The sequence below is a fragment of the Candidatus Kuenenbacteria bacterium genome, assembly GCA_012797775.1.
Taxonomy (GTDB): domain Bacteria; phylum Patescibacteriota; class Patescibacteriia; order UBA2196; family GWA2-42-15; genus JAAZMX01.
Window position 1 is genome coordinate 24,959 of record JAAZOM010000024.1, and the last position, 21,060, is coordinate 46,018.

The window sequence follows — 21,060 nt, forward strand, 5'->3', positions numbered from 1 at the left end:
AATTAATTATAGTATGAAATTTTATCACGGCTCTAGAAACGGCAACCTTAATACAATAAAGAAACAGCAAGCGGCAGCAGCTGAGGGATTAGTGGTCCCCGAGGATGAATTATTAAATGCTATTTACTTAACACCACGCTATGATTATGCTTTGGCGATGGCCGCTAGGCCCGAGGGCGTAACTCACATTGATACAAAAAATAATATAATTGAATTTGAGCACCCTGAATTATTTGATCCAGAAAAGGAGGTATATATTTATGAAGTGGAAGTTCCGGAGGTAGAAGCAAGACAAATCGATGATTTGCAATGGGTGGTTGAAAATCGAGAAGAGGTTGGACTGGTGAATAAGTCGCCTCATAAAGCCGGGGAGATAGAACAATATTATAGATTAAAAAATTGGGCTAGGGAAGGAGAAAGTGAATTTAGATCAGGATTAAGAAGGAGATAGTTTTTAAAATTAAAAAATAGGGTTATTAATTAAAAATTAAAATTGTACTAATATGCCGGATTATACAGATAAATATTCGGTCGGAATTATTGGCGGGGGAATGGTGGGGAGTGCGGCCAAGCAATATTATAAAAATGCACGGGTTTATGATCTTGACCCCAAGCGCGCGACGCACAGTTTTGAAGAGGTGTGCGAACAAGATTATATTTTTGTGTCGGTGCCGACGCCAATGGGTGAGGGAGGTAAAATAAATTTGACTGCGGTGGAGGAGACGCTGGAGAGGATTCCCAATGGTAAGAAAATTATTTTAAAATCAACGGCAGTGCCGGGGACAACGGAGCGGTTGCAAGAGAAGTATCCTGACAAGCAGATGGTTTATGTGCCAGAATTTTTGACGGCCAAGTTCGCGGCTGAGGATTTTGCTTTCCCGGACAAAAATGTGGTGGGTTATACCAAAAGATATCCTGATCTGGCCAAGGAGGTGGCGGAGATTTTACCCCGGGCTAATACCCTGATCTGTAAGGCGACAGAAGCTGAGATGATCAAATATTCTACCAATTCTTATTATGCGATGAAGGTGATTTTTGCCAATGAGATTTATGATTTGTGCCAAGCATTGGGAATTGATTATGAAGTAGTGCATAAAGGGTTTACTTTGGATAAGAGAATTAATGATTCCCATTTTCAGATATTTTTTGATGGTAAGCGGGGAGTAAGGGGGGCTTGCTTGCCAAAGGATACGGCGGCGATCGTGGAGAGAGCCAAGGAGCTTGGTGTGGATTTGAGTTTGATCCGGCAGGTAATCGAGGCGAATAAGAAATACGTGAAATAGAATTATGAATAATGAATTATGAATTATGGGGGCGTGCAGGGCGCGCCTCTTGTTTTTGTTTGATTTTTTCGGGGTTTTAAAGTAAAATTAGGATATATTATCCTTAATTAAATTAAGCTAAAAATATGTTAGATGAGCAACAAATCCGCAAGGAAAAGCTAGATAAAATAAAAAAAGCCGGGGTTAATCCCTATCCGTCAAAATTCCAGAAAAAAGACGAGGTGATACAGATAAAAGAAGCTGAAGACGGCACCAAATTAAAAACTGCCGGTCGGCTTTTGATTACTAGGATTATGGGCAAATTGTGTTTTGCTCACATTGAAGATTTTTCCGGTAAGGCTCAAATTGCCTTGAAAGCTGATGAGGTGGGTGAGGAGAAGTTTAAATTTTTTACAGACCATTTTGACCCGGGTGATTTTATTGGTGTGGAGGGTGAGGTTTTTACCACCCATAAAGGCGAGAAGACATTATTGGTGAAAAAATATGAATTATTATCAAAAGCGCTTTTGCCTTTGCCAGAAAAATGGCATGGTCTGAAAGATGAGGAAGAGAAATTGCGCAAAAGATATCTAGATATGATCGCCAACCCAGAGGTAAAAGAAATGATTATTAAAAAAGCAAAATATTATCAGTCCATGAGAGAATTTTTAATCAAGAAAGGATTTGTGGAGGTCGAAACCCCGGTTTTGGAAAACACCACTGGCGGAGCGGACGCTAGACCATTTATCACTCACCATAATGCTTTGGATATGGATGTTTATTTGCGGATTTCAGTTGGGGAACTCTGGCAGAAAAGACTCATGGTCGGCGGACTAGAAAAAACGTTTGAAATGGGTAGGATTTTCCGCAATGAGGGTATGGATGCCGAGCATTTGCAGGATTATACATCGATGGAGTTTTATTGGGCGTATGCTAATTGGCGAGATAACATGCGACTGACCGAAGAATTGGTGAAATATGTGGCCAAGGAAACTTTCGGGACTTTGAAATTTAAGATCAAAAATTTTGAAGTTGATTTGGGTAAGAAGTGGGAAGAATATGATTACCGTGAAGAGATTTTGAAGCGTACGAAAATTGATATTGACAAGACTGATGTCAAAGAAATAAAGAAAAAACTACAAGAACTGAAAGTAGAATATGATGATTTTAATAATTTGGAGCGGGGAATTGATCAGCTTTGGAAATATTGCCGTCGGCAAATTGCCGGTCCGGGCTATTTGGTTTATCCACCAAAAACCGTGTCGCCACTAGCCAAAGAATCCCCCGAGAGGCCAGGTTATGTGGAGAGATTTTGGCTTATTATGGCTGGTAGTGAACTTTGTAATGGTTATAGTGAGTTGAATGATCCATTGGATCAAGAAGAAAGATTTAGAGAACAACAAAAGATGCGAGATAAGGGTGATGACGAGGCGCAGATGAAAGATGATGATTTTGTAGAAGCCCTGAAACATGGTATGCCGCCGACAACCGGCCTTGGTATTTCCGAGCGGTTGTTTGCTTTTCTTTTGGATAAACCGGTGCGGGAGTGCCAGATATTTCCCTTGATGAAACCAAGGAATTAAGTATAAGGTATTAAGTATAAAGCATTTATGGAAAAAAGCTTATCAAAATTACAAATTACTCGCGAAACCTGTTTTAAACTGGTAGGGAAATATGTGTCGCCGGAAGGCCGGCCGCATTTGTTTAATACTGAAGCGGCGATGGCGGCTTTGGCGCGGGAGTTTGGAGAAGACGAGCACACTTGGGCCATGTGCGGGCTACTTCATGATATTGATTATGAGAAAATTACGAGTAAAGAAAATATGGAAGCGCACATGCAGGAGCACTGCGGAGAAATGACCGAAAAATTTTTAAAAGAGATTGATTTTCCAGATGATTTGATTCGCGCCATTCAATCCCACAATGAAGTACAAAATATACCGAGAGATTCAAAATTGGCCAAAGCCCTTTTTGCGGTTGACGGCTTGACTGGGTTTATTGTGGCGGTTTCCAAAGTGATGCCGGACAAATTAGTTTCTTCAGTAAAAATTGAATCAGTTCTAAAAAGGTTTAAAGAAGCGCGTTTTGCCGCGGCAGTCAGTCGGGAAAATATTTTTACTTGCGAGAGCGAACTCGGGATACCGAGAGAAAAGTTTGTGGAGATAGTTTTGAAGGCAATGAAGAATGTATAATGTATTATGTATAATGTATTATGGAAAATACAAAAATTACAAAGTTTACTGATTTAAACGCCTGGAAAGAAGCGCATAAGTTAGTTTTGTTAATTTATAAAATAACAAAAGATTTTCCCAAGGAAGAAATATATGGGTTGACTAGCCAATTAAGACGTTGCGCAATTTCTATTTCTTCTAACATTGCCGAAGGGTTCAGTCGACAATCGTTCAAAGACAAAGCAAATTTTGATAGTATGGCTCTTGGTTCGACCACAGAATTGCAGAATCAGATTTTAGTGGCAAAAGATGTTGGTTATATAACAGCAGAGAAATTTAACCAAATTGCCGACCAGACGATTATTGTTCACAAGTTAATCAACGGCTTAATAAAATATTCCCGATCCCATAATACTTAATACATTATACATAATACAATTTAGTAATTAATTTAAAAAACATATGTGGTACACAATTTTAGGGATTATTGTGTTTCTGGTCCTTATTTCTCTCCGCCAGATCAATCAATATGAACGGGGTGTGATGTTCACTATGGGCCGCTATACAGGCATGAAAAATCCGGGCTGGAGAATTGTTTGGCCGATTTTTCAATCAATGAAAAAAGTGGATATCCGCGTCAAGGCCGTGGATGTGCCAGATCAAGAGGCCATTACCAAGGATAATATATCGGTGCGCGTTAACGCGGTGATTTATTATAAAATATCTGACGCGGCCAGAGCAGTAATTGAAGTGCAAGACTTTTATTACGCCGTGTCACAATTAGCTCAGACTACTATGAGAAATGCTGTGGGCGAAGTGGATTTGGATCAATTGCTTTCTAACCGTGATGAAGTATCAAAAAGAATTCAGATGGTGGTGGACGCGGCCACGGATCCGTGGGGCATTAAAGTGGATTCAGTGGAATTGAAAGATATCAATTTGCCAGAAGACATGAAGAGAACGATTGCTAAACAAGCAGAAGCCGAGCGCGAAAGACGAGCGGTGATTATTAAAGCCGAAGGCGAAGTGGTGGCGGCCGAGAATATGGCCAAAGCGGCCAATATCTTGGCGAGTTCGCAAGGTGCTTTGCATTTGCGCACTTTGCAGACGATTAATGATGTTTCTTCGGATCAATCTAATACTTTAGTGTTTGCGATACCACTCGAGGTTTTGAGGGCGTTTGAGGGGATGAAGAAAGTATAATGTAGAGTGTATAAAGTATTATGGAATATTTAAAAAATTCTTATAAAACCTTAAAACATTTAATCGCCATACCTTTGGTGAGTACTTTAATAATCCCGTTATTAATAGCAGATATCTGGGTAGAAATTTATCATCGGATTTGTTTTCCTTTGTATGGAATTCCATATATAAAAAGAAAGGCATATATAAAAATAGTTGATCGGGCCAAGCTTAAATATTTAAATTTTTGGCAAAAGATATATTGTATGTATTGTGGTTATGGTAATGGCGTTGTAAATTATTGGACAAAAATCGCCGGAGAAACAGAAAGATATTGGTGTGGCATAAAACATAAAAAAGATAGTAATTTTGTAGAGTCAGAAAGCCAGAAAGAATTTGCAGAATATAATAATGAAGAAAGTTTTAATAAAAAATATAAAAAATAATTTTATGCTTGATATAAACAAAATCCGCAATCAAAAAGAAGAAGTGGAAAAAGCCCTACTCAAAAGGATGGAGCGGGGGAGTTTTGATCTGGATGAAATAATTACATTGGATGACCGGCGAAAGGAACTAATTCAAAAGACTGATGAATTGAAGGCAGAGAGAAATAAATTTTCCAAAACTAAACCCACACCAGAAATTATTGAAGAGATGAAAAAAGTGGGGGAGAATATAAAGGAATTAGATGAGAAGTTGGCTAGGGTGGAGGAAGAATTAAAAGAAAAATTGTCAGCTTTGCCGAATATTCCGGCGGATGATGTCGTGGCAGGAGGCAAGGAAAATAATAAAGTTTTAAAAACATTTGGTGATAAACCAGAGTTTAAATTTTCAGCAAAAGATCATGTGGAATTGGCCACTAGCTTGGGCTTGATTGATTATGAACGCGCGGCCAAGATGAGCGGGGCTGGTTTTTGGTGCTATACTGGCGATGGGGCGCTGCTTGAGTGGGCGTTATTAAATTATTTTATTGAATTTCACAAAAAAAATGGCTATGAATTTTTGCTTTTACCATTTTTGTTAAATGAGGCGTCGGCTTATGCTTCCGGGCACTTGCCAAAATTTCGCGAAGATTTATTCTGGGTGGAGGACGGGCTGTGTTTGGACGCTACTTCAGAAATGATGATTAATAATTTTCACCGCGATGATATTTTGGATGGCGAAAAATTGCCCAAGAAATATTATTCATATTCGGCGTGTTTCCGGCGCGAAGCGGGGAGCTACAGAAAAGAGGAAAGAGGAATGGTTAGGGGACATCAGTTTAATAAAATTGAAATGTTTCAATTTACTAAACCAGAAGATTCTTGGGTCGCGTTTGACGAATTAGTAAAAAATGCCGAAGAATTGGTGAGTGGTTTGGGACTTAATTTTCAAACAGTGCAACTGGCAGCAGCTGATGCTTCGGCGGCGATGGCGAAAACTATTGATATTGAAGTCTGGATTCCATCAATGAATACTTATAAAGAAGTGTCGTCTGTTTCTAATGCTTTGGATTATCAGGCCAGACGGGCAAATATTCGTTATAAGGCGGAAAATGGCAAGAATGAATTTGTCCATACTTTGAATGGTTCAGGGCTGGCCACCTCTAGATTAATCCCAGCGATTTTGGAACAATTTCAGCAGAAAGATGGGAGTGTGGAAGTGCCAAAGGTTTTGCAGAAAATGGTGGGGAAGAAGAAAATAGAGAAAAAATAAGTAATTAGTGACTCGTAATTAGTAATTTTTAGAATTATGAAAAAAATAAATGTAGCAGTAATATTTGGCGGGCGGAGCGGGGAACATGAGGTGTCTCTGGTTTCGGCTACGTCGGTGATAAAAAATTTGAATAAGAAAAAATATAATATTATTCAGGTGGGTATCACCAAAGATGGCCAGTGGCTAGTGGGGCCCGATACTTTGAAATATTTGAAAACCGGACAGGGTAAAAATTTTGTAAGAGAGGCGATCGGACCAGATACCCTCAAGAATAAGCTCGGAAAAAATAAGATTGATGTGGTATTCCCGGTTGTACACGGGACCTTCGGCGAAGACGGGACGTTGCAGGGACTAATGGAGTTGGCTGATGTGCCATATGTGGGAGCCGGGGTTTTGAGTTCGGCTGTGTGTATGGATAAAATAATGCAGAAAATTTTGTGCGGAGCAGAGAAGATTTTAGTGCCAGATTGGATTTGGTTTTCCAAAAGCGAATGGTCTTTAATAAAAGGAAATAAAATTTATTTCAAGAAATGGGCGGAGGGTATTGAGAAACGATTGGGCTACCCAATGTTTGTCAAACCATCTAATTCTGGTTCGTCGGTAGGTATCAGTAAGGCCCATGATCGGGGGGAATTGGTCAAGGCGATTCACGAGGCAGTCAAATATGACCGGAGAATTTTGGTTGAAAAGGGAATCGAGGGCGCGATGGAGATAGAGGTGGCGGTTTTGGGCAATGAAAAGCCGGAAGCATCTACTCCGGGACAGGTAATACCATCAAACGAATTTTATGATTATGATGCCAAGTATGTTGATGGTAAGTCAAAGTCTCTGATCCCGGCTCCCTTGCCAAAAGAGGTGATAAAAAAGATACAAGATATAGCGATAGAGTCTTTCCGGCTATTGGATGGTGCGGGGATGGCCAGAGTAGATTTTTTGGTAAAAAAAGAGACAATGGGCTGGAAGATTTATTTGAATGAATTGAATACCATACCGGGTTTCACCTCAATCAGTATGTATCCAAAAATGTGGGAAGCGAGCGGGGCGGTCTTTGGTAAGTTGTTGGAGGCCTTGATAATACTTGCGAGAAGGAGATATGACGAGAAAAAAAAATTGCAGACTAGCTATAAAACAAAGAAGGCGTGGTATAAGTAGGTAAGTGGGTCAGTAGGAAGTTTTATAAAAAATATAAAAAAAATTTGATGAATAGAAAATTTTTAAAAACCAAAGGGCAGTTGGATATTTTGGCTGAGAGAAAGCCTAAGGGTAGGATGGGCAAATCGGCGCATAAGAAAAAAAGACTAGTTTTTCTTTTTTTCTTTTTTTTGATTTTGGCAGGATTGATTTATTTTTTTGTTTATTCATCATTTTTTAGGATAAATAGGGTTATTATTAATGGCATTAATGAGGTCGAGAACATAAATGCGGTGCAAATAGGAGTAAATAAATATACTGAAGGATATAAGTTTTTTATCTGGCCCAAAAATAATATTTTGTTTTTGAATAAAGGAAAGGCAGTTTTATTTTTGGGTCAGGATATAAAAATTGAGGATATAAAAATTGCGAAAGAATTGCCGAGGACTCTAATTGTGGAGGCCAAGGACAAATTGCCAATTCTTTTTTGGCAAGAGGTCGAGCAGGGTTATTATATTGATAAGAGCGGTTTGGTTTTGGCGGCCGTGAACGATAATACAAAATATAATTTACCGGTTATCGCGAGGAGTACGACCACGGCAGTATCGGTGGGGGTAAAGATTATTGGCGAAAACGACGTGTCTTTTATCAGAATGGCAATAGGTAAGATTGGTGAGAAGTTGAGGGGATTTAAAATCGCCAAGATAGAGGTCAAGGATTATAGTAACAGGGATGTTAGTTTTTATATTGATGGTGGGTGGAGGTTGATAATGAGTGTCGCAGGAAAAAAGGAGATTGATGGCGCCTTAGATAATTTGGTTGGTTTTTTGGAGCAAGAGGTGGTAGACACAAAGCAAATTGAGTATATAGATATTAGGATACCAGATAAAATATTTTATAAATAAAAAAGCGAGTTAAGCGAGGTAAGTGAGTTAAGCACCAATACGAATTATCTGCCCGCAATGTTGGCATAAGCGCTGCAGGTGGGCGAATATTTACAAATATACAAATAAGACATTATGCTGTATGTAATAGCGACGCCAATTGGAAATTTGAAAGACATAACACTTCGAGCGCTGGAGGCCTTGCAGGAGGTAGATTTTATTTTATGCGAAGACACCAGGGTAACCAAAAATTTATTAAATCATTATGAGATTCAGGATAAGAAACTAATTAGCTTTCATCAACATACTGATGAAAGAAAATTGGCAGGATTGGTGGAATTGGTAAAAAATAATAAAGTCGCTCTGGTGACTGATGCGGGTACGCCGGGGATAAATGATCCGGGGGGAATGCTCATTAAAACATTAAAACACGAAAGCATTAAAACAAATCAGGAAATTATGGTTGTTCCTATACCCGGAGCATGTGCGGCGATTGCGGTTTTGAGCGCGAGTGGTTTCCCGACTGATGAATTTTTGTTTAAAGGTTTTGTGCCACACAAAAAGGGCAGGCAGACATTTTTGAAAGAAGTTTTAAACGAAAAAAGAACAGTGGTTTTTTACGAATCATGCCATAGGATTATTAAGTGTCTCGAAGAATTAAAGAAATTTAGTGAAGAGCTCGTGGCAGAAAAGGAATTGGTGGTAGGAAGAGAGCTGACTAAAAAATTTGAAACAATCTACCGAGGGAGTATTGGTGAGGTTTTGGAGAAGGTGAAGGCGGATCCGGTGAAGGGGGAGTATGTGGTGGTGGTACATTAAAGCATTTAAACATAAAAACATAAAAACAAAGAAATAAAAAAAGATGGAGTCAGAGACCCCATCTCGGTTTCGCGGTTTCTGCGGCCGGCTGTAGTTACGCCAGTACTATCCCTGCCGGTTTTTTAAAGAATACAATGTCGATCGCCGGCTGCTGGTCAGGAACTCTGGTTTCGGTGCGGCTCAACACCACGAATTCCCCTGGTTTGATCCGATTTTTGTTCAGGAAATCAACCAGATCAGCCGGGTGTAGGGTTGCTTGTTCCCACATATGACACCTCCTTGTTTTAGTGGTAACGTGATATATTATAATATAAAATAAGCCTTGTCAAGAGTTTAAAAATTAAAGAATTAAAGAATTATGAAAATATTAGTAACCGGTGGAGCTGGTTTTATTGGTTCAAATTTTATTCATTATTGGCTCAAGAATCATCCGGAGGATGAAATTTTTAATTTGGACAAATTGACCTATGCTGGCAATCTAAATAATTTGAAAGATGTTGAGGGCGCGCTTAATTATCATTTTATCAAAGGCGACATATGTGATAAAGAAGTGGTGGATAAGGTGATGGGCGGTATTGATAAAGTAGTCCATTTTGCGGCCGAGAGCCATGTAGATAATTCAATAAAAGGACCGGATGTTTTCATCGAAACAAACGTGTTGGGTACGCATGTTTTATTGAAGAGCGCTCTGGAAAATAAAATAAAGCATTTTCATCATATTTCCACAGACGAGGTTTTTGGCAGTTTGGAGATGGAGACGGCCGATAAATTTAATGAGAAAACTGCTTACGACCCTAGTTCACCTTATTCGGCGAGCAAGGCAGGCTCTGATTATTTGGTGCGAGCATATTTTAAAACATTTGGGTTGCCGGCGACTATCACCAATTGTTCTAATAATTATGGCCCTTACCAACATCGAGAAAAATTTATCCCAACAATTATTACCAGTTTGCTTCAAGACAAAAAAGTGCCGGTTTATGGTGATGGTAAAAACGTGCGTGATTGGGTGTATGTCGATGATCATTGTCGAGCAATTGCGTTAATTTTGGAAAAAGGTAGGGCGGGGGAGACTTATTGTATCGGCGGCATGAATGATGATGTTAATAATTTGGAGATCGTCAGAAAAATATTGGCTATTTTGGGAAAAGGCGAAGAATATATCGAGTTTGTAAAAGATAGACCGGGTCATGATAGACGCTATGCGATTGATTGGAGTAAAGCTAAGAGTGAATTGGGCTATGAACCAAGGTTTGGTTTGGATGAATATTTACGAAAGACAGTGGAATGGTACAAAAATAATGAATGGTGGTGGAAGAAATAAATCAAAATTTAAAAATTAAAAATAAAAATTAAGGTATCCCGCCTGGGGCGGGATGAATTAATTAATATTTTATGCCCGAAGAAATAAAAAAACAAGATTCTATTGCCAGAAATACAACTTATTATACTAGTGCTTTGATTATCCAAAAAGTGTTGGCTTTTGTTTATTTTTCTTTGATCGCCAGATTTCTAGGCACTGAAGATACTGGTAAATATGTTTTTGCTTTGTCATTTACGACTTTATTCGCGATTTTTATTGATTTGGGCTTGGCGTCAGTTTTGGCCAGAGAGATTGCCAAGCACAAAGAAAAGACGCAAAATTATTTATCCAACGTTATCGCTTTAAAGATTCCTTTGGCAATCATAACTTATATCTGCGTGGCGGTTATGATAAACATTTTGGGTTATCCAGCGCTGACAAAAAATTTGGTTTATCTTTCGGGGGTGATAATGTTTTTAGATTCATTTTCTATGACTTTTTGGGCAGTAATGCGCGGTCACCAGAAATTAAAATATGAAAGTCTAGGAATAATAGGTTTGCAGTTTATCACCGTGGGTTTGGGCGGGTTGGTTTTGTATTTTCATTTGGGACTCGAATTTTTGATGTTGGCCTTGATGACCGGCAGTTTGTTCAATTTGATTTTTGCCACCATAAAAATGAGTAGATATCTAAAAATTAAAATTATACCGCATTATGAGCCAGTGGTTTTGAAGGCACTTTTTGCCATAGGCATACCGTTTGCTTTGGCTGGTATTTTTAGCCGGGTTTATAGTTCACTCGACACGGTCTTGCTTTCTGTTCTGCGAGGAGATGCAGAGGTTGGTTGGTACAGTATACCAACAAGGGTGACGGGAGCTTTGCAATTTTTGCCAATGGCTTTTATGGCCGCTCTTTTTCCGGCGATGAGTGAATATTTCGTGACCGATAAAGAAAAACTCAAAAAAACATTTGAAAAAGCCATGCATTATCTCATGATTATCAGCCTGCCATTGGCTGCCGGTGTGATAATATTGGCCGAGCCGGTGGTTTTAAAGATTTATACTGAAAATTATTATAATTCTATCTCGCCCCTGAAAATACTGATGGTGGGTTTATTTTTTTTATTTATCAATTATCCGGTTGGTTATCTTTTGAATGCTGGCAATCGTCAGGTGACCAATACTATTAATTCCGGGGTGACAGTGTTGGTTTCCGTGGTGATGAATATTGTTTTGATTCCAAAGTATGGTTATATCGGAGCGGCTATTAGTTCTCTTGCCAGTACATTTATTTTATTCATCCTAGGGATGTATTGGGTGCCGAAGATTATTCATTTTGATCAGTGGTATTTGATAAAAAGTTTTATAAAAACCCTCACCGCCAGCGCGATAATGGCCGGGGTGATTTATTTTTTGATGCCAGTAGTCAGTGTTTGGGTTTTGATACCTGTCGGGATGGTGGTTTACTTCTGTTCTTTACTGGTTTTTGGTGGTATAACAAAACAGGATTTTTGGGATATTTGGAATTCAGTAATAAAGGGTTAAATTATGAAGAGAACACTTCTTGTAACTTTGGATTTTTATCCCAAAATTGGCGGGGTGGCCAATTATTATTATAATTTATGTCTGAATTTGCCGAAAGAAAAAATATTTGTTTTGACTACTAAAGAAAAAGAAGCTGGAACCTCGCAAAAATTTCAAATTTATAGAGAAAAATTATTGGCCGAAAGTTTTTTTGTTTGGCCCAAGTGGCTGCTCTTGGTTTTTGAACTTTGGAAGCGGGCTCGAGCCCTGAAAATAGAATTAATATGGAGCGGTGACATTTTGCCGACTGGGACAGCTGCCCTAATCGTTTCTAAATTATTAAAAATTCCTTATATTGTATCATGCCATGGCAAGGATTTACTCTTGGCCGATGGGCATAGGAGAAAAAGTTGGCTGGCTAGATTTGTTTTGCGTCGAGCCAAGTTGGTGACCGTTAATAGTAAATATACAGGGGAAATAGTTAGAAGTTTTGGGGTGGACAAAGAAAAAATAAGAATAATTTATCCGGGGATAAATAAGCCAGCCGATGGAGCAATAAGCGAAGAAGAAAAAAGCGAATTGTTAGAAAAATATGAGCTTAAAAGTAAAGAGGTTTTGTTGTCCGTGGGCAGGCTGGTAGAGAGAAAAGGATTTGATAAGGTGATAGAGGCGATAGCTGCCGCTCGGCGGGATTTGCCGGATTTGATTTATATTATTTCAGGGACAGGGGAGGACAGAGAGAGGCTAACAGATTTGGCAGCCGGTAAAGAGGGAATAAGGTTTATTGGCAGGTTGAGTGACAGGGAGAAAGATATTTTGTTTTCTGTGGCCGATGTTTTTATTATGACTTCTAGGGCCAGCGAGGATGACGTAGAGGGTTTTGGGATTGTCTATCTAGAGGCGGCCATATTTGGCAAGCCATCAATAGCTGGTGGCGAGGGAGGGGCAAAAGAAGCAGTCGTGGATGGGGAGACGGGAATCTTGGTCGATCCGAGAAGTGAGCAAGAGATAGCTCGGGCAATAATTAAATTATTTAAAAATAAAAATATTCGTCAGGAAATGGGTCAAAGGGCAAAAGAGAGAGCAGAAAAAGATTTTTTGTGGCAAAAAATAGCTAAGGAGATGGAGATAATTTTGAATTAAATTATGATTTCAATAATAATACCAGTTTATAATAATTGTGATAATCTGGAAAAATGTTTGACGAGCTTAGCCAAACAAACTTTTAAGGATTTTGAAGTGATAGTGGTGGATGATGGATCACCAGAGCCAGTTGGCTCTGGAATTCCCAATTCCCAATTTCCAATTTCCAATTTAAGGTTTTTTAGGATTAACCATGGGGGGGCGCCAAAGGCGAGGAATTATGGATTTTCTCAATCAAAGGGAGATTTGATTTTATTTTGCGACGCAGATATGGAATTAAGAAAAGATTGTCTAGAAAAAATGAAGGCAGCACTTGATAATAATCCAGACAAGTCTTACGTTTATTCTGATTTTAAATATGGCTGGAAAACATTTAGATTTTGGCCGTTTGATGCTGGTAAGTTGAAAGAAAATAATTATGTGAACACGTGTTCTTTGCTCCGGCGGGGGGATTTCCTTGGCTTTGACGAATCTTTGGAAAAATTTCAGGATTGGGATTTGTGGCTGACGCTTTTGGACGCTGGCAAGGGTGGCGTTTATATACCGGAGGTTTTATCCAAAGCCAGTACAAGAGGAGGGAAAATAAGTAATTGGTGGCCGAAATTTATTTACAGGGTACCCTTTTTGAAGTTCAAGTCTTTGGAGAGATATAGAAAATGGAAGGAGATAGTGAAGAAAAAACATGGGATAAAGAGCACCAATCAATAAGAGAGGCAAGCTTATTAATTGGCAAGATAAGCGTAGGTTGCTAGGTGGCGATTTAAATATTATAATGTATTTATAATAAATATTGATAAATATATGAAAAACATAGGTCAAAAAACAATAGATCAGTATTTGGAAGGCTTAAAGATTGAAAATTCTAATAAAGAGAAGATTGTATTGGCCATAACACATTTGGTTTACCAGCGCAACCAAAAGGTTGTACAGTTTGAAACTGAGAGTGATAAAGAAAAAGGGGCACAGTTTTTGCGCTCCATTGATGAATATGATCAACTGATCAAGGATGAGATAGATAAAATTTTAAAAGGAGAGAAAGGGCCAACTTATGACTTCTAAACCAGTAGTATTGATAATTTTGGACGGGTGGGGGGTGGCGGCGCCGACAGCCGGTAACGCTATTACTAATGCCCGGCCAGAATATTGGGAATATCTTTTGAAAAATTATCCAGCCACACTGCTCCAAGCTTCGGGCGAGGCGGTGGGTTTGCCGTGGGGCAAAATGGGTAACTCAGAGGTCGGGCACCTGACGATTGGTGCTGGACAGATTTTTTTGCAGAGTTTAGAGAGGATAAATAGGGAGATAGCCGCGGGCAGTTTTTTTGAAAATCAGGCTTTTTTAAAAGCAATTAATCATGTAAAAAATAATAATTCTAAATTGCACCTAATCGGACTTTTGGGTGATGGCGGGGTGCATGCTCATCAGGGTCATTTATTGGCTCTTTTAGATTTGGCCAGTAAAAATAATTTACACAATAAAACTTATTTACATTTATTTTTGGATGGTCGTGATACAGCGAAAGATAGCGGGCTTGTTTTTGTTCAGGAAACAGTAGAAACAATAAATAAGATTAATTGTGGCCAGATCGCTAGTATCGGCGGTAGATATTATGGAATGGATAGAAACAATAATTGGGATCGGATAGAAAAAGCTTACGGGGTAATTACTGGTGGTACTAAAAATGTTAGTGACGACGTGATCGAGGCGGTAAAAGAATCTTATAAAAAAGGGATTTTTGACGAAGAGTTGGAGCCGATTTCTATCGCCCAAGATAAAGACAATGTGGTCGGGGTAGATGATAATGACGCGATTATTTTTTTTAATTTTAGGTCTGACCGGGCAAGACAGATAACCAAAGCTTTTGTGGCCGAAGATTTTGAAGGATTTAAGAGAGAGAAAAAAATAGAGAACTTATTGTTTGTTGGATTTTCTGATTATGAGGATGGTCTGCCTATTGAGGTGGCTTTCCCCAAAATTACCATTGAGAATACTTTGGCTGGAGCAATCAGCCAAGCTGGGCTGAAACAGCTCCACATCGCCGAGACAGAAAAATATGCTCATGTAACTTTTTTCTTGAACGGACTCCGAGAAGATCCATATCTGGGGGAAGAGAGGATTTTGATCCCTTCGCCGGCGGTGGCGAGTTATGATGAAAAGCCAGAAATGTCTGCTTTTTTGATAAGGGATCAGGTTTTGGAAAAGATAAAAAATGAAGAGTTTGATTTTATTGTTATAAATTTTGCCAATCCGGATATGGTGGGCCATACTGGTAATATAAAGGCAGGAATAGAGGCAATAGAGGTAGTAGATAAATGTCTTTATGAAATAGTAGAAACGGTGGTGGGAAAAGGGGGACAGGTGCTTATAACTGCGGACCATGGCAATGTCGAGGAGATGATAAATTTGGAGACAAGGAGAATAGATAAAGAACATAGTAATTTTCCGGTGCCAATGATTTTGGTGAAGGAAGAGCTACGCGGGCAAGGCGCTCAAAAGACAAATAGCGAATTGTGCAACATGAAGATAAGGGGAGCTTTGGTGGATATAGCGCCGACAATTTTGTCGATGCTCGGGGTGGCTAAGCCAGAGAAGATGATCGGGATAGATTTACAGAGAACAATTGGTGGTTAAATAACAAATTGCGAGTATAAAAAAAGTCCTCTCAAGCTGATGAGTATATCGGCGAGAGGACTTTTTGGTTATTAGGCATAGCCCAAAATCGCATATTTACCACCCTCGATTTTTACGTTGAAGGCTTGATTTCCGAGCATGAGAATTATTTTTTGCCCGGGTTTTGGATTCAGCTTTTCGAGATTTTCATAGCCTCTGACGATCAAAGGGCGGAGTCTTTTGGTCTTTTTAGCGGTTTTTTTCACAGAGATCACCTCCTTTGGGTAGTTTGTGTTTGGTTTTTGTTATTTATGATTTAATTTTATAATAATTAATCTATTGCGTCCAGCTAGGTCTTTTTTGATTAATATCGAAGATTTTGTAAAATACTGGTGGATAACTTTTTTGATATTTTTTGTTTGGCTGGGATCGATTTCTAGGAAAATAGTGATGGGTGATGGGTAATGAGTAATGTGGGCTAGGGTTTTAATTTGCTGGAGCAGAGTGCGATAATATTTCAGGCCGTCAGGGCCGGCGAGGAGGGCTTGGCGCGGTTCGTATTTGAGTTCTGGGTTGGATGCATAAAGTTTAATAGGGAGATAGGGGAGGTTGGCGGTAATAATAAAATTAGTATTAAGTATAAAGTATTTGGTATTTTGTATGTTTTTTAGCAAGTCGTTTTGGATGAATTTTATTTTTTTGGAGAGGCCGTGCAATTGGGCATTGAGCTTGGCGACAGCCAGAGCTTTTTTTGAAATATCCAGACCGTAATATTTTATATGCGGAATATGAGATAAGTTTTTGGCCAGAGTGATCGGGATACAGCCGGAGCCGGTACCGATATCAACAAGCGTGACGGGTAATGAGTCCGTCTTGACTCGCTGTCGCTTGTCGATCCGCCTAGACTCGGCTAGGCTGGCGCGTGACGGGTAATGGGCAATGTGTGATTTTTTTATAATATCTAATGCTTCAGCAACTAGTAATTCTGTTTCGGGGCGGGGGATAAGGACATTTTTGTTAATGACAAAATTAAGGCCATAAAATTCTTTGTGGCCAGTGAGAATTGCGATGGGCTCACCCTTGGAGCGGCGAGTGGTTAATTGCTTTAATTTTGTCATTTGTGAGGGTGTAAGGTCGTGTTCTGGGCGGGAATAGAGAAATTCTTTTGGTTTTTCGAGAACAAAAGATAATAAAATTTCCGCATCGAGAGAGGCGGAGGCTATTTTGTTGCCCCGGAGTTTTTGGGTGGCTAGAGCAAGAGCTTGGTTGATGGACATAGAAAAAGTGATATAATGATATTATGACTAAATAATTTATCGAAAAATATGGAAGATCAAAAAGATTCCTTGCCAAACGGCTCTAGTCCAGTAACCGTGGTGACTCGCCAACAGCTGATTGGGCCAATGGAGCTTTTAAGTAGGGCGATAGATATCTATCGCGAAAAATTTATAAAAATTGTTTATCTTAATCTTTTTGCGCTCGCATCATTTTTGCCCCTAGGGCTAGTATTCGGTTTGTATTTTTTAGTAAGCAGTGATGTTCTGGGTATTGCCCCCGGCACAAAATCAATTTTACAGATAGTTTTGGGGCTGGCCGGATTGGTAGCATTGGTTATAGCTGTTTTTTTCAATATAGCGGCTCAAGCTTCTTTTTATTTAGCGCCAGAGAGTGCCAGAGAAGAAAAAGCAACCGAATTGTTCAGACGCGGCCGAGCCTTTGTGGCTCGATATTTTTGGGTGAGTTTTTTGGTTGGGGTGTTTACTCTATTGTGGACGTTGCTTTTTATAGTTCCTGGCATAATAATGTCGGTTTATTATTCTTTGGCCGTTTTGTGTCTTGTATATGAGGGTCATAGAGCAACCGGTGCTATCAAGAGAAGCAAAGAGATATCAAAGGGTTATTGGTGGGCCCTGGCTGGTCGTTATTTATTTTTATCACTTATTTTGTTTTTGTTTTATCTCATATTATCAATACCAACTTGGTTTTTAGAAGAGGGTTCGGCGGTAATGTCTGGTTGGGATGTGGTGACGCAGATAATTGGTTTTTTCATAGCGCCAGTTCAGTCGATATATGTTTATCTTATTTTTAGGGGGCTGCAGAGCATAAAAGGCGAGAAAAAAGTTTAATAGTAATTTTAAAATAGGCCGTCTTTGGCGGCCTATTTTTATTTTATTAATGGTCAGCTTTTTTCAGAGTTTCAATAATATTTTTTATCTCACCATCCATGATAACCGAGAGATTGTGCCAATTCTGTTTGATGCGGTGGTCGGTCAAGCGGTCTTGGGGGAAATTGTAGGTGCGGATTTTTTCGCTACGATCACCAGTGCCGATTTGCGATTTGCGGTCAGCAGATAGTTTTTTGCGACGCTCCTCTTCGGCGGCGGCCAAAATGCGTGATTTTAAAACACGCATAGCCTTTTCCCGATTTTGAAGCTGGGAGCGTTCATCTTGGCAGGTGACAACCGTATTGGTGGGCAGGTGAGTAATGCGAACAGCAGAATAAGTAGTATTGACTGATTGGCCGCCGTGGCCGCCAGCGCAGAAGGTATCAATTTTTAAGTCCTCTGGCTTTATCTCTATTTCCTGGTCCTCAGCTTCTGGCAAGACAGCCACCGTGACAGCAGAGGTATGTACGCGACCGGCTTTTTCTGTTTCAGGCACTCTTTGGACACGATGAGTGCCACTCTCATATTTTAACCAGCCATAACTGCCAGCGCCATTGACTTCAAAAATAATTTCTTTAAAACCACCAATGCCAGTGCGGTTGGAATCATCAATCTTGATTTTCCATCCCATTTTTTCGGAAAAGCGTGAATACATCCGAAAAAGTTCGGCAACAAAAAGAGCTGATTCTTCGCCGCCTGTACCAGCGCGGATTTCCATAATGGCGCTTTTTTTGTCGAGAGGATTTTTGGGTTGAAAATATTCTTCGATCTCGGACTCTAGCTGAGTTTTGTTTTCCAGCAAATTTTGGTTTTCAGTCATGGCCAAAGAAATCAAATCAGGATCTTCCTCGTTGGCCACTATTAGTTCATTTTCTTTGATGTTTTTTTCAATTTCTTCAAGCCTGGTGATTTGATCTATAGTTTCTCCGATTTCGTAGAATTCTTTATTGGTTTCCGTTAATTTTTTGGAGTCATTTAAAATAGCTGGATTTTCCAAATCAGCGCGCAGTTGATCATGCTTGAGCTTTAATTCTTGAAATTTTTGTGAATAATCAATCATATTGTTGAATTAGTATTTGCTTTAATAAATAAAAAATCCCGCTTAAGATAATAATAGCAGGATTTTTGAAGATAAAAAAGCTACTTGGCCGCCTTGGCTGCTTTTTTGGTGGCGCGGCGGACTTTCTTTTTGCCAGCTGGTTTGGCGTCGGATAAGGTTTTGGATTTGGCGGTTTTGGCTTGGAATTTTTCAACCCGGCGTGCGGTATCAATCAATTTTTGCTTGCCAGTAAAAAATGGATGGCAGGCGCTGCAGATTTCTACGTAAATTTCGTCTTTGGTCGAGCCAGTAACAAAAGTATTGCCGCAGGCGCATTTAACCTGGCAATTTTTATTGTATTTCGGATGGATATCTTTTTTCATATTTACTATTTTGTTCAGTTATTATATTGTTGCTATTTTAACACAGAGGGATAGATTTGACAAGTGGGTGGCTATTTGATAAGCTAAAAGCGTTATTATAAACTAAATTCTCATACTCTGATAAAAATTTTCCTGTTCTGTCGCCCGTGGGCGATGGGATAAGCGGGGTAGAGGATAAAGGAAAATAAATATATGGTAAAGATACCAGACAGCAAGGAATTGCTGCGTGCTGGGGTTCATTTTGGGCACAAGACCCAAAAATGGGATCCAAAGATGCGCAATTTTATTTTTGGCGTCAAAAATGGCGTGCACATATTTGATTTGGACAAGACAACAGATAGTTTGTCTGAAGCTCTAAAAAAAGTGACTGCGATCGTGGCAAAGGGGGGAGTAGTTTTATTTCTGGGAACAAAAAAGCAGGCTCGTAATATTGTTTTGAAATATGCGACAGAAGTTGGCATGCCTTGTGTAACCGAGCGCTGGGTCGGCGGTACGGTGACAAATTTTCAGGAGATAAATAGATTGATAAAGAAACTTGACGGCCTAGAAGAGGCGGCTATGGACAGCGATTATGAGAAGAAATATACTAAAAGGGAAAGAGCTCTTTTTTCGGAGGAACGTGAAAGGCTCCTAAAGATGATTGGTGGTATTAGGCAAATGAAAAAAGTACCAGATTTGATTTATATAGTTGGGGTTAAAGAAGAGAAAAATGCGGTGAAAGAGGCAAGGGTAAAGAAGGTTAAAACCCTTGGCATCATAGATACCAATACTGATCCTGATGATGTGGATATCCAGATTTATGCCAATGATGATGCGGTCAGGTCAATTGAATTGATCACTATGCTGGTAGCCGAGGCAATAAAAGAGGGCAAAGAAGAAGCGGCCAAAGTGGCAGCAGCAGCCAATCCGGTCAAGGTATTAAATAAAGATGAATAATACCCAGTCTATCCTGATCCCCGCTAATGCGGGGGAAGGATCCCGTGTCAAAATGTTATTATGCTAATTGTAGTTAGTGTGAGCCTAGGCGGGATCCCTCGTCCCGCTAAATATAGTGCGGGACTCAGGATAAAGTTAATAAAAAATTAAATTTAAAATTATATGGCAAATCTTGATTTAATCCAAAAAATGAGAAATGAAACCGGAGCTGGGATTATGGATATAAAGCAGGCACTAGTAGAAGCCAAGGATGATGAAAAATTGGCTTTGGAGCTCTTGCGCAAGAGGGGCCAGAAGATCGCGGCCAAAAAACAAGCAGAGAGAGTGGCCAAAAGCGGAATTGTGGAAGCTTATATTCATGCTGGCGGCAGGGTGGGCTCTATGGTGCTCTTGGCTTGCGAGACGGATTTTGTGGCCAAAAATGAGGCTTTTAAAAATCTGGCCAGAGAAATAGCCATGCAGGTGGCGGCGATGAAGCCGGAATATGTCAGCCGTGAAGATGTCCCCATGGACATGGTGGAAAAAGAGAAAGAGATTTACAAAGAACAGTTGAAGCAAGAGGGCAAGCCAGAAGCGATGTGGGACAAAATTGCCGAAGGTAAGTTGGAAAAGTTTTATGAGCAGGTGTGTCTTTTGGACCAAGTTTATATAAAAGATGATAGCAAGAAGATCAAAGATTTGATCAATGAGGCCACGGCCAAGATCGGAGAGAAAATAGAAGTAAAGCAGATGGTGGTGTTTGGGGTTTAGATAGCAGTCAGGAGTAAGCAAGATAAGCGAGATAAGTAAAAGAACGGTGGAGAGCCGTTCTTTTTG

At 39.6% G+C, this 21,060-nt stretch carries 25 protein-coding genes; 20 read left to right on the plus strand and 5 right to left on the minus strand.

What is annotated here, in order from left to right:
- Positions 1-13: 13 nt before the first annotated feature.
- From GYA54_03665 to rsmI, 11 genes are all read left to right on the plus strand, one after another.
- The gene (locus GYA54_03665) at positions 14-451 is read left to right on the plus strand and encodes a hypothetical protein (protein NMC51797.1); all 438 of its coding nucleotides are present in this window, start codon (positions 14-16) and stop codon (positions 449-451) included.
- 52 nt (positions 452-503) lie between these two features.
- Positions 504-1,283: a hypothetical protein gene (locus tag GYA54_03670; protein NMC51798.1), complete on the plus strand. Its 780-nt coding sequence runs from the start codon at positions 504-506 to the stop codon at positions 1,281-1,283.
- Between the two features lie 125 nt (positions 1,284-1,408).
- The gene (lysS, locus tag GYA54_03675) at positions 1,409-2,845 is read left to right on the plus strand and encodes a lysine--tRNA ligase (protein ID NMC51799.1); all 1,437 of its coding nucleotides are present in this window, start codon (positions 1,409-1,411) and stop codon (positions 2,843-2,845) included.
- A gap of 27 nt (positions 2,846-2,872) precedes the next feature.
- Positions 2,873-3,454: an HDIG domain-containing protein gene (locus tag GYA54_03680; GenBank protein NMC51800.1), complete on the plus strand. Its 582-nt coding sequence runs from the start codon at positions 2,873-2,875 to the stop codon at positions 3,452-3,454.
- 20 nt (positions 3,455-3,474) lie between these two features.
- Positions 3,475-3,852 (plus strand): four helix bundle protein, encoded by a 378-nt coding sequence (locus GYA54_03685; GenBank protein ID NMC51801.1) that lies wholly within the window; start codon positions 3,475-3,477, stop codon positions 3,850-3,852.
- A 43-nt stretch (positions 3,853-3,895) separates the two neighbouring features.
- Complete coding sequence (locus GYA54_03690; protein NMC51802.1) at positions 3,896-4,636, plus strand: slipin family protein; 741 nt, start codon at positions 3,896-3,898, stop codon at positions 4,634-4,636.
- Positions 4,637-4,656: 20 nt separating this feature from the next.
- A complete protein-coding gene (locus GYA54_03695) occupies positions 4,657-5,061 on the plus strand; it encodes a hypothetical protein (protein ID NMC51803.1) in 405 nt (134 codons plus the stop codon).
- 4 nt (positions 5,062-5,065) lie between these two features.
- A complete protein-coding gene (serS, locus tag GYA54_03700) occupies positions 5,066-6,310 on the plus strand; it encodes a serine--tRNA ligase (protein ID NMC51804.1) in 1,245 nt (414 codons plus the stop codon).
- Positions 6,311-6,346: 36 nt separating this feature from the next.
- The gene (locus tag GYA54_03705) at positions 6,347-7,462 is read left to right on the plus strand and encodes a D-alanine--D-alanine ligase (protein ID NMC51805.1); all 1,116 of its coding nucleotides are present in this window, start codon (positions 6,347-6,349) and stop codon (positions 7,460-7,462) included.
- A gap of 44 nt (positions 7,463-7,506) precedes the next feature.
- A complete protein-coding gene (locus tag GYA54_03710) occupies positions 7,507-8,346 on the plus strand; it encodes a cell division protein FtsQ (GenBank protein ID NMC51806.1) in 840 nt (279 codons plus the stop codon).
- A gap of 114 nt (positions 8,347-8,460) precedes the next feature.
- Positions 8,461-9,144: a 16S rRNA (cytidine(1402)-2'-O)-methyltransferase gene (gene rsmI / locus GYA54_03715; protein ID NMC51807.1), complete on the plus strand. Its 684-nt coding sequence runs from the start codon at positions 8,461-8,463 to the stop codon at positions 9,142-9,144.
- Between the two features lie 94 nt (positions 9,145-9,238).
- Here rsmI and GYA54_03720 read toward each other — a convergent pair whose 3' ends face one another.
- Positions 9,239-9,412 carry a hypothetical protein gene (locus GYA54_03720; protein NMC51808.1) on the minus strand — a complete coding sequence of 58 codons (174 nt, stop codon included), beginning with the start codon at positions 9,410-9,412 and terminating at the stop codon, positions 9,239-9,241.
- Between the two features lie 90 nt (positions 9,413-9,502).
- On the opposite strand from GYA54_03720, the gene rfbB reads away from it, so the two are divergent.
- The 6 genes from rfbB to GYA54_03750 all read left to right on the plus strand — a co-directional run bounded on the left by rfbB (position 9,503) and on the right by GYA54_03750 (position 15,742).
- Positions 9,503-10,465 carry a dTDP-glucose 4,6-dehydratase gene (rfbB, locus tag GYA54_03725; protein NMC51809.1) on the plus strand — a complete coding sequence of 321 codons (963 nt, stop codon included), beginning with the start codon at positions 9,503-9,505 and terminating at the stop codon, positions 10,463-10,465.
- 71 nt (positions 10,466-10,536) lie between these two features.
- A complete protein-coding gene (locus GYA54_03730; GenBank protein ID NMC51810.1) occupies positions 10,537-11,988 on the plus strand; it encodes a flippase in 1,452 nt (483 codons plus the stop codon).
- A 3-nt stretch (positions 11,989-11,991) separates the two neighbouring features.
- Complete coding sequence (locus tag GYA54_03735) at positions 11,992-13,110, plus strand: glycosyltransferase family 4 protein (protein NMC51811.1); 1,119 nt, start codon at positions 11,992-11,994, stop codon at positions 13,108-13,110.
- 3 nt (positions 13,111-13,113) lie between these two features.
- The gene (locus tag GYA54_03740; GenBank protein ID NMC51812.1) at positions 13,114-13,818 is read left to right on the plus strand and encodes a glycosyltransferase family 2 protein; all 705 of its coding nucleotides are present in this window, start codon (positions 13,114-13,116) and stop codon (positions 13,816-13,818) included.
- Between the two features lie 93 nt (positions 13,819-13,911).
- Positions 13,912-14,169, plus strand: a complete 258-nt coding sequence (locus GYA54_03745; protein NMC51813.1) for a hypothetical protein — start codon at positions 13,912-13,914, stop codon at positions 14,167-14,169.
- Entirely contained in the window at positions 14,159-15,742 is a 1,584-nt protein-coding gene (locus tag GYA54_03750) for a 2,3-bisphosphoglycerate-independent phosphoglycerate mutase (protein NMC51814.1), read from the plus strand. Before GYA54_03745 ends, GYA54_03750 begins: the two co-directional genes overlap by 11 nt.
- Positions 15,743-15,813: 71 nt before the next feature.
- Here the strand turns inward: GYA54_03750 and GYA54_03755 are convergent, their stop codons facing one another.
- Positions 15,814-15,987: a hypothetical protein gene (locus GYA54_03755; protein NMC51815.1), complete on the minus strand. Its 174-nt coding sequence runs from the start codon at positions 15,985-15,987 to the stop codon at positions 15,814-15,816.
- 39 nt (positions 15,988-16,026) lie between these two features.
- Positions 16,027-16,998, minus strand: a complete 972-nt coding sequence (prmC, locus tag GYA54_03760; protein NMC51816.1) for a peptide chain release factor N(5)-glutamine methyltransferase — start codon at positions 16,996-16,998, stop codon at positions 16,027-16,029.
- A gap of 48 nt (positions 16,999-17,046) precedes the next feature.
- Here prmC and GYA54_03765 point away from each other — a divergent pair, with 48 nt between their 5' ends.
- Positions 17,047-17,847, plus strand: a complete 801-nt coding sequence (locus tag GYA54_03765; GenBank protein ID NMC51817.1) for a hypothetical protein — start codon at positions 17,047-17,049, stop codon at positions 17,845-17,847.
- Positions 17,848-17,893: 46 nt separating this feature from the next.
- Here the strand turns inward: GYA54_03765 and prfA are convergent, their stop codons facing one another.
- On the minus strand, positions 17,894-18,946 hold the full coding sequence (prfA, locus tag GYA54_03770; GenBank protein NMC51818.1) for a peptide chain release factor 1: 1,053 nt from the start codon (positions 18,944-18,946) through the stop codon (positions 17,894-17,896).
- An 80-nt stretch (positions 18,947-19,026) separates the two neighbouring features.
- On the minus strand, positions 19,027-19,308 hold the full coding sequence (gene rpmE, locus GYA54_03775) for a 50S ribosomal protein L31 (GenBank protein ID NMC51819.1): 282 nt from the start codon (positions 19,306-19,308) through the stop codon (positions 19,027-19,029).
- A gap of 192 nt (positions 19,309-19,500) precedes the next feature.
- Between rpmE and rpsB the strand changes: the two genes are divergently transcribed.
- Together rpsB and GYA54_03785 are read left to right on the plus strand one after the other, a co-directional pair.
- Positions 19,501-20,244, plus strand: a complete 744-nt coding sequence (gene rpsB, locus GYA54_03780) for a 30S ribosomal protein S2 (protein ID NMC51820.1) — start codon at positions 19,501-19,503, stop codon at positions 20,242-20,244.
- Positions 20,245-20,406: 162 nt separating this feature from the next.
- Positions 20,407-20,994: an elongation factor Ts gene (locus GYA54_03785; GenBank protein ID NMC51821.1), complete on the plus strand. Its 588-nt coding sequence runs from the start codon at positions 20,407-20,409 to the stop codon at positions 20,992-20,994.
- Positions 20,995-21,060: the final 66 nt, after the last annotated feature.